10 protein-coding genes are annotated in these 12,573 nt (G+C 73.3%); 8 read left to right on the forward strand and 2 right to left on the reverse strand.

All coding sequences use genetic code 11. From position 1 onward, the window contains the following. Window positions 1-35: 35 nt before the first annotated feature. Window positions 36-506 carry a DUF6099 family protein gene (locus F3L20_RS11935; protein WP_150154220.1) on the forward strand — a complete coding sequence of 157 codons (471 nt, stop codon included), beginning with the start codon at window positions 36-38 and terminating at the stop codon, window positions 504-506. Between the two features lie 42 nt (window positions 507-548). On the opposite strand, the gene F3L20_RS11940 is transcribed toward F3L20_RS11935, so the two are convergent. Further along, window positions 549-737, reverse strand: a complete 189-nt coding sequence (locus tag F3L20_RS11940; RefSeq protein ID WP_150154222.1) for a hypothetical protein — start codon at window positions 735-737, stop codon at window positions 549-551. Window positions 738-1,001: 264 nt separating this feature from the next. Here F3L20_RS11940 and F3L20_RS11945 point away from each other — a divergent pair, with 264 nt between their 5' ends. From F3L20_RS11945 to argF, 5 genes are all read left to right on the forward strand, one after another. Continuing rightward, window positions 1,002-1,925, forward strand: a complete 924-nt coding sequence (locus tag F3L20_RS11945) for an LLM class F420-dependent oxidoreductase (RefSeq protein ID WP_145828649.1) — start codon at window positions 1,002-1,004, stop codon at window positions 1,923-1,925. Window positions 1,926-2,126: 201 nt separating this feature from the next. Beyond that, window positions 2,127-3,590, forward strand: a complete 1,464-nt coding sequence (locus F3L20_RS11950) for a 3' terminal RNA ribose 2'-O-methyltransferase Hen1 (RefSeq protein ID WP_150154224.1) — start codon at window positions 2,127-2,129, stop codon at window positions 3,588-3,590. Further along, a complete protein-coding gene (locus tag F3L20_RS11955) occupies window positions 3,587-6,142 on the forward strand; it encodes a polynucleotide kinase-phosphatase (protein ID WP_150154226.1) in 2,556 nt (851 codons plus the stop codon). The genes F3L20_RS11950 and F3L20_RS11955 overlap by 4 nt, the downstream gene beginning before the upstream one ends. A gap of 111 nt (window positions 6,143-6,253) precedes the next feature. Continuing rightward, a complete protein-coding gene (locus F3L20_RS11960; RefSeq protein WP_150154228.1) occupies window positions 6,254-7,477 on the forward strand; it encodes an arginine deiminase in 1,224 nt (407 codons plus the stop codon). 73 nt (window positions 7,478-7,550) lie between these two features. Continuing rightward, on the forward strand, window positions 7,551-8,558 hold the full coding sequence (gene argF, locus F3L20_RS11965) for an ornithine carbamoyltransferase (RefSeq protein ID WP_150154230.1): 1,008 nt from the start codon (window positions 7,551-7,553) through the stop codon (window positions 8,556-8,558). Between the two features lie 34 nt (window positions 8,559-8,592). On the opposite strand, the gene F3L20_RS11970 is transcribed toward argF, so the two are convergent. Next, a complete protein-coding gene (locus tag F3L20_RS11970) occupies window positions 8,593-9,036 on the reverse strand; it encodes an ATP-binding protein (RefSeq protein ID WP_167534512.1) in 444 nt (147 codons plus the stop codon). 314 nt (window positions 9,037-9,350) lie between these two features. On the opposite strand from F3L20_RS11970, the gene F3L20_RS11975 reads away from it, so the two are divergent. Both F3L20_RS11975 and F3L20_RS11980 read left to right on the forward strand, forming a co-directional pair. Further along, the gene (locus F3L20_RS11975; RefSeq protein ID WP_150154232.1) at window positions 9,351-10,178 is read left to right on the forward strand and encodes an enoyl-CoA hydratase family protein; all 828 of its coding nucleotides are present in this window, start codon (window positions 9,351-9,353) and stop codon (window positions 10,176-10,178) included. Between the two features lie 5 nt (window positions 10,179-10,183). Beyond that, window positions 10,184-12,568, forward strand: coding sequence for a bifunctional salicylyl-CoA 5-hydroxylase/oxidoreductase (locus F3L20_RS11980; protein ID WP_150154234.1), 2,385 nt, complete (start codon window positions 10,184-10,186; stop codon window positions 12,566-12,568). Window positions 12,569-12,573: the final 5 nt, after the last annotated feature.

Raw genomic sequence — 12,573 nt, forward strand, 5'->3', positions numbered from 1 at the left:
GCGTGGGCAGCGCGTCGGACAGACGGGGGCAGCGCATGGACGCTGTGCGGCTCATCGTGAAGAGCAGGAAGGCCCTGGCCGCCGGCGTCGGTGTGCCGGAGCTGCTGACCGAGGTGTGGCAGGCGCAGGCGCTGGCCCAGACGATAGGGAGCCGCCTGGCCGTCACCGGCCCGCCCGAACTGCGAGGTGAGGCACAAGGGCTGGCCGAGCTGGCCGGCCGGGGCTGCGGGGTGCTGGACCGTCCGCCGCCCGCCACCGGCAGGCCGCGCGCGGCCAAGCTCACCGACCTGGGCGAGACCCGCCCGTGCCTGACACATCTCGGCGGCCTCCTCGGCGACGTCGGCATCGCCCTGGTCGGCATCGCCTGCGCCGCCGACGACGAGGCCACGTACTGGAGTTGCGTGGAGGCCATCGACGCGGCCGACGAGGCGCGCGACCGCGTCCGGGACATGCTCCGCAGGCTGGCGGAGCGCGACGCGGCCTTACTGGAGCGGGAGGCGGGCTGACCGCGCCGTCCCTCCCGCACGCCCGCCCCGCCGCGGGGACCCTCAGCGGCCCCCGCTCTCCTCCACGGCGGCTCCGCCCCGGCCCGGCCCGGACCCCGTGGCCCGCAGATCCGCGTCCAGCGCGGACAGGTCCGCGTTCAGCGCCGCCATCAACTCCTCCATCTGCCGCAGCAGCCCCGCCGGCGGCCCGTCTCCCGCCTCGCCCCGCAGCGGCACGCTTCCCTCGGACATGACGGCCTCCCCGGCCCACGGCCCCACCGGGGGCCGACACAGTGACACCCCGGCACACCCACCGTCCGGCGCGGGCACCGGATGCTCCGGCTCCGCCCGAGCCAACGATCTTCCTCACCCCCGGTCACTGCCGGTCCGTGCCCCGCGCCCGGTCCCGGCCGCGATTCACCCGGCCGTGGCCCACGGGAGCGCACGGGCATGGCCCCGGGGCGCGCCCGGTGATCCGCGCGCGCCCGCGCGCCCCGGAGCGTGCAGGATGGAGTCATGGATCTTCGCATCTTCACCGAGCCCCAGCAGGGGGCCACCTACGACACCTTGCTCACCGTCGCCAAGGCCACCGAGGACCTGGGTTTTGACGCCTTCTTCCGCTCCGACCACTACCTGAGCATGGGCTCCGGCGACGGCCTGCCCGGGCCCACCGACGCCTGGATCACCCTCGCCGGACTCGCCCGCGAGACCAGGCGCATCCGACTCGGCACGCTGATGACGGCCGGCACCTTCCGCCTCCCCGGCGTGCTCGCCATCCAGGTCGCCCAGGTCGACCAGATGTCCGGCGGCCGGGTCGAACTGGGCCTGGGCGCGGGCTGGTTCGAGGAGGAGCACAAGGCGTACGGCATCCCCTTCCCCAAGGAGAAGTTCGCACGCCTCGAGGAGCAGCTGGAGATCGTCACCGGCCTGTGGGCCACCGAGACCGGCAAGACCTTCGACCACCACGGCACCTACTACGACCTCACCAAGTCGCCCGCGCTGCCCAAGCCGGCCCAGTCCAAGGTGCCCGTGCTGATCGGCGGCCACGGCGCCAAGCGGACCCCGCGCCTCGCGGCCCGGTTCGCCGACGAGTTCAACATCCCCTTCGCGTCCGTCGAGGACTCCGCGGCCCAGTTCCAGCGGGTCCGCGACGCCGCCCGTGAGGCCGGACGCGACCCCGGCGACCTCGTCTACTCCAACGCGCTCGTGGTCTGCGTCGGCCGGAACGACCAGGAGGTCGCCCGCCGCGCCGCCGCGATCGGCCGCGAGGCCGACGAGCTCAAGGCCAACGGCCTCGCGGGCTCCCCGGCCGAGGTCGTCGACAAGATCGGCCGCTACGCCGAGACCGGCTCCAGCCGCATCTACCTCCAGGTCCTGGACCTGTCCGACCTGGACCACCTGGAGCTGATCTCCTCAGAGGTCCAGTCCCAGCTGTCCTGAGCCGGCTGTCCCGGCCCGGTCGTCCCGACCCGGTTCCGGAGCGGGGCCGCCCCCACCCGGGGGCGGCCCCGCTCCGCGTACACCCCGCGCCCCCGGTACGAAAAATGCGCGGACCGCCGCGAGACCTTCCCTGTACGTTGGGCCGACACCGGAATCCTGGTGTGTACCCGCAGCTCAGAAGGTGTCTCGAGGTGTGACCCCGTGTTCCTGACGATCAGTACCACCGGCTCCGCGCAGCGTCCGGCGACCGACCTCGGCCATCTGTTGCACAAGCATCCCGAGAAGGCGCAGGCGTTCTCCACGTCGTACGGCACGGCACACGTCCTCTACCCGGAGGCCGACGCCGAACGCTGCACGGCGGCGCTGCTGCTGGAGGTCGACGCGGTGGCACTGGTCCGGCGCGGCAAGGGCAAGGGCCGCGGCGGCGCCCCCGACGCCGCCCTCGCGCAGTACGTCAACGACCGCCCCTACGCGGCCTCCTCACTCCTCGCCGTCGCCCTCGGCGCCGTCTTCTCCAGCGCCATGCGCGGCGTGTGCACCGCCCGTCCGGAGCTCGTGGGCGCCCCGCTGCCGCTGCGCGTCGAGGTGCCCGTGCTGCCCGCACGCGGCGGCGCCGACCTGGTCCGCCGGCTGTTCGAGCCGCTCGGCTGGACGGTCACCGCCGAGCCCGTACCACTGGACACGGAGTTCCCCGACTGGGGCGACTCCCGTTACGTACGCCTGACCCTGGAGGCCGGCACCCTCACTCTCGCCGAGGCGCTGCGCCACCTCTACGTGCTGCTCCCCGTCCTGGACGACGCCAAGCACTACTGGGTCTCCTCCGACGAGGTCGACAAGCTGCTGCGCTCCGGCGACGGCTGGCTGCCCGACCACCCCGAGCGGGAGCTGATCACCCGCCGCTACCTCTCCCACCGCTGGTCGCTGACCCGGCAGGCGACGGAACGACTGGAGCTGGTCCGGCTGGCCGAGGCGGACGACACCGAGGTCGACGACCTCGACAACGCCGTCGAGCCGGAGGCCGAGCAGGAGGAGAGGCCGGCCCCGCTGGCCGTGCAGCGCCGCGAGGCGATCCTGTCCGTGCTCCGCGCGTCCGGTGCCGCCCGGGTGCTGGACCTCGGCTGCGGCCAGGGCCACCTGGTGCAGGCACTGCTGAAGGACCCGGCGTTCACCGAGGTCATCGGCGTCGACGTGTCGATACGGGCGCTCACCATCGCCTCCCGGCGCCTGAAGCTGGACCGCATGGGGGAGCGGCAGGCGTCCCGCGTGACGCTGCTGCAGGGCTCTCTCGCCTACACCGACAAGCGCCTCAAGGGCTACGACGCCGCCGTGCTCAGCGAGGTGATCGAGCACCTCGACCTGCCCCGGCTGCCCGCCCTGGAGTACGCGGTGTTCGGGTCGGCCCGCCCCCGGACCGTCTGCGTCACCACGCCCAACGTCGAGTACAACGTCCGCTGGGAGAGCCTGCCGGCCGGGCACGCCCGGCACGGCGACCACCGCTTCGAGTGGACCCGTGAGGAGTTCCGCGGCTGGGCCCGCACCGTCGCCGAACGGCACGGCTACGCCGTGGAGTTCCTGCCCGTCGGGCCGGACGACCCCGAGGTCGGACCGCCCACCCAGATGGCCGTGTTCCGGCTCGACACCCCGAAGGAGGCGAAGGCCGCATGAGCACCACCGACACCGCCGCCGCACGCGGTCGTACCCTGCCGGTCACCGACCTGTCCCTGGTCGTGCTGATCGGCGCCTCCGGCTCGGGCAAGTCCACCTTCGCCCGGCGTCACTTCAAGCCCACCGAGGTGATCTCCTCCGACTTCTGCCGGGGTCTGGTCGCCGACGACGAGAACGACCAGAGCGCCTCCCGCGACGCCTTCGACGTGCTGCACTACATCGCCGGCAAGCGCCTCGCGGCCGGCCGCCGCACCGTCGTCGACGCCACCAGCGTCCAGCAGGACGCCCGGCGCCAGCTGATCGACCTGGCCAAGCAGTACGACGTCCTGCCCATCGCCATCGTCCTGGACGTGCCGGAGGACGTGTGCGCGCAGCGCAACGCGGCCCGCACGGACCGCGCCGACATGCCCCGCCGGGTCATCCGCCGCCACACCCGCGAACTCCGCCGCGGCCTGCGCCACCTGGAGCGCGAGGGCTTCCGCAAGGTGCACGTGCTGCGCGGCGTGGAGGAGATCGAGCACGCGACCGTCGTCACCGAGAAGCGGTTCAACGACCTCACCCACCTCACCGGGCCGTTCGACATCGTCGGCGACATCCACGGCTGCTCCACCGAACTGGAGGCGCTGCTCGGCAAGCTGGGCTACGTCGACGGCGTCCACCTGGAGGGCCGCACCGCCGTGTTCGTCGGCGACCTCGTCGACCGGGGGCCCGACAGCCCCGGCGTGCTGCGCCGCGTGATGGCCATGGTGAAGTCGGGCAACGCCCTGTGCGTGCCCGGCAACCACGAGAACAAGTTCGGCCGCTACCTGAAGGGCCGCAACGTCCAGCACACCCACGGACTCGCCGAGACCGTCGAGCAGATGGCGGGCGAGAGCGAGGAGTTCCGCACCGAGGTGCGGGAGTTCGTCGACGGACTGGTCAGCCACTACGTCCTCGACGGCGGCAACCTCGTGGTCTGCCACGCCGGTCTGCCCGAGAAGTACCACGGCCGCACCTCCGGGCGGGTCCGCAGTCACGCCCTCTACGGCGACACCACCGGCGAGACCGACGAGTTCGGGCTGCCCGTGCGCTACCCGTGGGCGGAGGACTACCGAGGCCGGGCCGCCGTCGTCTACGGTCACACGCCCGTCCCCGAGGCGACCTGGCTGAACAACACCATCTGCCTGGACACCGGCGCGGTGTTCGGCGGCAAGCTCACCGCGCTGCGCTGGCCGGAGCGCGAGCTGGTCGACGTACCGGCCGAGCGGGTCTGGTACGAGCCGGTCCGTCCGCTGCGCACCGAGGCGCCCGGCGGGCACGAGGGGCGTCCGCTGGACCTGGCGGACGTGCACGGCCGGCGGGTGGTGGACACCCGGCACATGGGCCGGGTGTCCGTGCGCGAGGAGAACGCCGCGGCTGCCCTGGAGGTGATGAGCCGCTTCGCGCTCGACCCGCGGCTGCTGCCGTACCTCCCGCCCACCATGGCGCCCACCGCCACCTCGCAGCTCGACGGCTACCTGGAGCACCCGGTGGAGGCCTTCGCCCGCTACGAGCAGGACGGCGTCGCCCGGGTGGTGTGCGAGGAGAAGCACATGGGCTCGCGCGCGGTCGCCCTGGTGTGCCGCGACGCGGGCGTGGCGGCCCGCCGCTTCGGCGCGGCCGGGGGCGGGACGGGCTCGCTGTACACCCGTACCGGCCGGCCGTTCTTCGACGACGCCGCCGTCACCGAGGAGATACTCGGCCGGCTGCGCACGGCGGTCGCCGACGCCGGGCTCTGGGAGGAGCTGGAGACGGACTGGCTGCTGCTGGACGCCGAGCTGATGCCCTGGTCGCTGAAGGCGTCCGGACTGCTGCGCACCCAGTACGCGGCGGTCGGCGCCGCGGCCGGCACCGTCTTCCCGGCCGCTCTCGCGGCCCTGGAAGGCGCCGCGGCCCGCGGGGTCGACGTCGGCGAGCTGCTGACCCGCCAGCGCGAGCGGGCGAGCGCGGCGGCCGGGTTCACCGACGCCTACCGCCGCTACTGCTGGACCACCGACGGGCTGGAGGGCGTGCGCCTCGCGCCGTTCCAGATCCTCGCCGTCCAGGGGCGCAGCCTGGCCGCCCTGCCGCACGACCGGCAGCTCGCCCTGATCGACCGCATGGTCGAGCACGACGCCACCGGCCTGCTGCGGACCACCCGCCGGCTCCACGTCGACACCGCCGACCCCGAGTCGGTGCGGGCCGGCGTGGACTGGTGGCTGGAGATGACCGGACGCGGCGGCGAGGGCATGGTCGTCAAGCCGGCCGAGGCCCTGGCCCGCGACGGCGCCGGACGCCTGGTGCAGCCCGGCATCAAGTGCCGCGGCCGGGAGTACCTGCGGATCATCTACGGTCCCGAGTACACCCGCCCGGAGAACCTGGCGCGGCTGCGGTCCCGCTTCCTCGGCCACAAGCAGTCCCTCGCGCTGCGCGAGTACGCGCTCGGCCTGGAGGCCCTGGACCGCCTCGCCGACGGGGAGCCGCTGTGGCGGGTTCACGAGCCGGTGTTCGCGGTGCTCGCCCTGGAGTCGGAGCCGGTCGACCCGCGTCTGTGAGGCGGACGGGGGCGGAGGGCCGTACCTTCCGCCCCCCGCGGTTCCGCGTGCGGCGGACGGGATTCGCGGAGGGCAGGGGTGAACCCGGGTTCGGGCGGTCAGGATGGAGGCATGACCTACCACGTCGACTCCGAGGCCGGGCGGCTGCGCCGCGTCATCCTGCACCGGCCCGATATCGAGCTCAAAAGGCTCACCCCCAGCAACAAGGACGCCCTGCTCTTCGACGACGTGCTCTGGGTGCGCCGGGCGCGCGCCGAGCACGACGGGTTCGCCGACGTGCTGCGCGACCGAGGCGTCACCGTCCACCTCTTCGGCGACCTGCTCACCGAGACGCTGGAGCTCCCCGAGGCCCGCGCCCTTGTCCTGGACCGGGTCTTCGACGAGAAGGAGTACGGCCCGCTGGCCACCGACCACCTCCGGGCCGCGTTCGAGACGCTGCCCGCGCCGGAGCTGGCCGAGGTGCTGGTCGGCGGGATGACCAAGCGGGAGTTCCTGGACGCCCACCCGGAGCCGGTGTCCGTGCGCTTCCACGCCATGGAGCTCGACGACTTCCTGCTCGGCCCGCTGCCCAACCACCTGTTCACCCGCGACACCTCCGCCTGGATCTACGACGGGGTCGCCATCAACGCCATGCGGTGGCCGGCCCGGCAGCGCGAGACCGTGCACTTCGAGGCGATCTACCGGCACCACCCGCTGTTCCGCAAGGAGTCCTTCCACCTCTGGTCCGAGGGACAGGCCGACTACCCGTCCACCATCGAGGGCGGGGACGTGCTGGTCATCGGCAACGGCGCGGTGCTGATCGGGATGAGCGAGCGCACCACCCCGCAGGCCGTGGAGATGCTCGCGCACAAACTCTTCGCGGCCGGCTCGGCCCGCACCATCGTCGCCCTGGACATGCCGAAAAGACGCGCGCTGATGCACCTCGACACCGTGATGACCATGGTCGACGGCGACACCTTCACCCAGTACGCGGGCCTCGGCATGCTCCGCTCCTACACCATCGAGCCGGGCGCCGACGAGAAGGAGCTGAAGGTCACCGACCACCCGCCGGAGCACATGCACCGGGCGATCGCCGCCGCGCTCGGTCTGAGCGAGATCCGCGTGCTGACCGCCACGCAGGACGTGCACGCCGCCGAGCGGGAGCAGTGGGACGACGGCTGCAACGTCCTGGCCGTCGAACCGGGCGTGGTCGTCGCCTACGAGCGGAACGCCACCACCAACACCCACCTGCGCAAACAGGGCATCGAAGTGATAGAGATCCCGGGCAGCGAGCTGGGCCGGGGGAGGGGCGGGCCGCGCTGCATGAGCTGCCCCGTCGAGCGGGACGCCGTATAGACGACGCTGTATAGAATTGCGGATCGTCGTATAGACTTCCATGGTTCGTGTCCCCCACCCCTGGAGCGCCCCCATGGCGACAGTCCCGACCCCCCTCGCCGGCCGTCACTTCCTCAAGGAGGTCGACTTCTCCGCGGAGGAGTTCCGCGGCCTGCTGGAGCTGGCCGCGGAGCTGAAGACCGCCAAGCGGGCCGGGACCGAGACGCCGTACCTGCGCGGCAGGAACATCGCGCTGATCTTCGAGAAGACCTCGACGCGCACCCGCTGCGCCTTCGAGGTCGCCGCCGCCGACCAGGGCGCCTCCACGACCTACCTGGATCCTTCCGGCTCGCAGATCGGCCACAAGGAGTCGGTGAAGGACACCGCCCGGGTGCTGGGCCGGATGTACGACGGGATCGAGTACCGGGGCGACAGCCAGGACAAGGTGGAGGAGCTGGCCGCCTACGCGGGCGTGCCCGTCTACAACGGCCTCACCGACGACTGGCACCCCACCCAGATGCTCGCCGACGTGCTCACCATGACCGAGCACAGCGGCAAGCCGCTCACGGAGACCGCCTTCGCCTATCTCGGCGACGCCCGCTTCAACATGGGCAACTCCTACCTGGTCACCGCGGCCCTGCTGGGCATGGACGTGCGCATCGTCGCCCCGAAGACCTACTGGCCCGCGCAGGAGGTCGTCGACCGGGCCCGCGAGCTCGCCGCGACCAGCGGCGCTCGCCTCACGCTCACCGAGGACATCGCCGAGGGGGTGACCGGCGCCGACTTCGTCGCCACCGACGTCTGGGTGTCCATGGGGGAGCCCAAGGACGTCTGGGACGAGCGGATCGCCGCCCTCGCGCCGTACGCGGTGACCATGGACGTGCTGCGCGCCACCGGCAACCCGGACGTGGGCTTCCTGCACTGCCTGCCGGCCTTCCACGACCTGGGCACCACGGTCGGCCGGGACGTGCACGAGACGCACGGCCTTCAGTCGCTGGAGGTGACCGACGAGGTGTTCGAGTCGGCGCACTCGCTGGTCTTCGACGAGGCGGAGAACCGCATGCACACCATCAAGGCGGTCCTGGTCGCCACCCTCGGCTGAGCCGCCGGCACCGTGGGCCGGCGGCCCCGGAGACTCAGACCGGGCGCCGCTGGCCCGGCAGCCGGAACCACACGGCCTTGCCGGACTCGGTGGGCCGGTGTCCGCAGGACGAGCTGAGCATGCGGATCAGCAGCAGCCCGCGCCCGTGCTCCTGCCACGGATCGGGCAGGCCGGGGTCGGGCCGGGTGAGGTCACGGGGCGGCTCCGGGTCGGCGTCGTGCACCTCCACCTGGAAGCCGGTCGGCAGCAGCCGTACGACCAGCTCTATCGGGGCGGGGCCCGAGGTGTGCTCCACGGCGTTCGCCACCAGTTCCGCCGTCAGCAGCTCCGCCGTGTCGCAGTCGGCGGTGTGCTCCCGCTCGGCCAGCGCGGTGCGCACCAGCGCACGCGCGACCGGCACTGCCGCGGTGGTGTGCGGCAGCGCGACGCGCCAGGAGGTGGATGCGGCGGGGGGTTCGTACACAGTCGTTCCGTTCATGGAGCAGGCGCTCCCGTGTTCGAGTGCCCATGGTACGGCGCCCGGAACCCGGGCCCCGCCCGGGGAGGGGCGGTACCGCGGCCCTGCCCGGGCGCGCCGTCCGGAGCTGCGCCCCGGCACCGGCGGCCTACCCGCGCCGCGGCCCCGCCTCCCGTACCCGCCCTCACCGTTACCGAGGCGTCGACGATCCGTGACGCGTGTGACGGCGCCCGAACGGCGTATCGCGCAGTCGTGACGACAGTCACCGACAGGTGATAACTTCGAGGGGCAGACCTCAGTGAGCCGCGCAGTGCCCGCCCGAGGAGGCCGCCCTCATGAGTCCCTTCACCGGCTCCGCCGCCCGCACCGCGCGCTGGGAGCATCTGCGCGTCGAGCTCGCCGACGGCGTCGCCACCGTCACCCTCGCCCGCCCCGGCAAACTGAACGCGCTCACCTTCGGCGCCTACGCCGACCTGCGCGACCTGCTCGCCGAGCTGTCCCGCGAGCGGGCCGTCCGCGCGCTGGTGCTGGGCGGGGAGGGGCGCGGCTTCTGCTCCGGCGGTGACGTCGACGAGATCATCGGCGCCACCCTCGGCATGGACACCGCCCGGCTGCTCGACTTCAACCGGATGACCGGCCAGGTGGTGCGGGCCGTACGGGAGTGCCCGTTCCCGGTGGTCGCCGCGGTGCACGGGGTGGCGGCCGGCGCCGGCGCGGTCCTCGCGCTGGCCGCGGACTTCCGGGTCGCCGACCCCACCGCCCGCTTCGCCTTCCTGTTCACCCGGGTCGGCCTGTCCGGCGGCGACATGGGCGCGGCCTACCTGCTGCCCCGGGTCGTCGGCCTCGGCCACGCCACCCGGCTGCTGATGCTGGGCGAACCGGTGCACGCGCCGGAGGCCGAGCGCATCGGCCTGATCAGCGCGCTCGCCGACGAGGGCGGCGCGGACACGGCGGCCAGGGACCTGGCCCGCCGCCTCGCCGACGGCCCGGCGCTCGCGTACGCCCAGACCAAGGCCCTGCTCACAGCCGAGCTGGACATGCCGCTCGCGGCGTCGGTGGAGCTGGACGCCTCCACCCAGGCCCTCCTGATGCACGGCGAGGACTACGCGGAGTTCCACGCCGCCTTCACGGAGAAACGCCCCCCGAAGTGGCGGGGAAGGTGACCCCGATGCTGTCGACCCCCTCGGGGGCGCGGGGAACCGCGCGACCGGCCACAACGAACCCGCACCCGCCGACCAGGGCGACCGACCCCCTGCGGGTGGCGATCGTCGGCGGAGGCCCCGGCGGCCTCTACGCCGCCGCCCTCCTGAAACGGCTGCGGCCCGACCGCCACATCACCGTCTGGGAACGCAACGCCCCCGACGACACCTTCGGCTTCGGCGTCGTCCTCTCCGACGAGACCCTCGGCGGCATCGAACACGCCGACCCCGAGGTCTACACCGCCCTCCAGGCGGAGTTCGTCCGCTGGGACGACATCGACATCGTCCACCGAGGCACCCGCCACACCTCCGGAGGCCACGGCTTCGCCGCCCTCGGCCGGCGCCGCCTGCTGGAGATCCTGCACGACCGCTGCCGCGACCTCGGCGTCGAACTCCGCTTCCGTGCGGAGGCGCCCGACCCGGCCCGCCTCGCGGAGACGCACGACCTGGTGATCGCCGCCGACGGCGTGCACAGCACCACCCGCGCGGTCTTCGCGGACGTCTTCCGCCCCACCGTCACCTCGCACCGCTGCCGCTACATCTGGCTGGCCGCCGACTTCGCCCTCGACGCCTTCCGCTTCGAGATCGCGGAGACCGAGCACGGGGTGATGCAACTGCACGGCTACCCCTTCTCCGCCGACGCCTCCACCGTGATCGTGGAGATGCGCGAAGAGGTCTGGCGGGCCGCCGGGTTCGACGAGCTCGACGAGACCGGGTCCGTCGAACGCTGCGCCAAGATCTTCGCCGACGCCCTCGGCGGGCGCCCGCTGCGCTCCAACAACTCGGCCTGGACCACCTTCCGCACGGTGGTCAACGCACACTGGTCGCACGGGAACGTCGTGCTGATCGGCGACGCCGCCCACACCGCCCACTTCTCCATCGGCTCCGGCACCAAGCTCGCCGTGGAGGACGCGCTCGCCCTCGCCGCCTGCCTGAGTGAGCACCCTTCGCTCGACGACGCCCTCCACGCCTACGAGGCCGAGCGCCGGCCCGTCGTCGCCTCCACCCAGCGCGCGGCGCGCGCCAGCCTGGAGTGGTTCGAGAACGTCTCCCTGTACCTCCACCAGCCGCCCCGCCAGTTCGCCTTCAACCTGCTCACCCGCAGCCGCCGGGTCACCCACGACAACCTGCGCCTGCGGGACGCCCGGTTCACCGAGTCCGTGGAGAGCGGGTTCGGCTGCCCGCCCGGCACACCCCCGATGTTCACGCCGTTCCGGCTGCGCGGCCTCACCCTGCGCAACCGGGTGGTGGTCTCACCCATGGACATGTACTCCGCGGCCGACGGGGTGCCCGGCGACTTCCACCTCGTCCACCTCGGCGCCCGCGCGCTGGGCGGCGCGGGGCTGGTGATGACGGAGATGGTGTGCGTGAGCCCGGAGGGCCGCATCACGCCCGGCTGCGCCGGCCTCTGGTCCGGGAGGCAGGCGGAGGCGTGGCGCCGGATCACCGACTTCGTGCACACCCACGCGCCCGGTACGGCCGTCGGCGTACAGCTGGGGCACAGCGGGCGGAAGGGCTCGACCAAGCTGATGTGGGAAGGCATGGACGAGCCGCTGGACGACGGCAACTGGCCGCTGGTCGCCGCGTCCCCGCTGCCGTACAAGCCGGGCGGTCGGACGCCCCGTGAACTGTCCCGCGCCCAGCTCACCGACCTGCGCGAGCAGTTCACAGCCGCCGCGGTGCGCGCCGCGCGGGCCGGGTTCGACCTGCTCGAACTGCACTGCGCGCACGGCTACCTGCTCTCCGGATTCCTGTCACCGCTCACCAACCGGCGCACCGACGCCTACGGCGGCTCCCTGGAGAAACGGCTCCGCTTCCCGCTGGAGGTGTTCGACGCGGTGCGCGCGGTGTGGCCGGGGGACCGGCCGATGACCGTGCGGATCTCCGCGACCGACTGGGCCGAGGGCGGTACGACGGCCGAGGACGCGGTCGCCGTCGCGCGCGCCTTCGCCGAGCACGGGGCCGACGCGATCGACGTGTCGACCGGGCAGGTCGTCGCCGACGAGGAACCGGAGTTCGGCCGCTCCTACCAGACGCCCTTCGCCGACCGGGTGCGCAACGAGGTCCGTGTCCCGGTGATCGCGGTCGGCGCCATCTCCTCCTGGGACGACGTCAACTCCCTGATCCTCGCCGGGCGCACCGACCTGTGCGCGCTGGCCCGCCCGCACCTGTACGACCCGCACTGGACGCTGCACGCGGCCGCCGAGCAGGGCTACGAGGGCCCGGGCGTGGCCTGGCCCCCGCAGTACCGCGCGGGCAGCCGCCCGCCGCGCACCGGCCGCACCGACGCCCCCAAACCCCGGCTCACCCTCCCGGGCCTGCCGCTCGCGGAGGCCCCGGCGCCCGGGGCATGACCACG

It is taken from the genome of Streptomyces tendae (genome assembly GCF_008632955.1).
GTDB lineage: Bacteria > Actinomycetota > Actinomycetes > Streptomycetales > Streptomycetaceae > Streptomyces.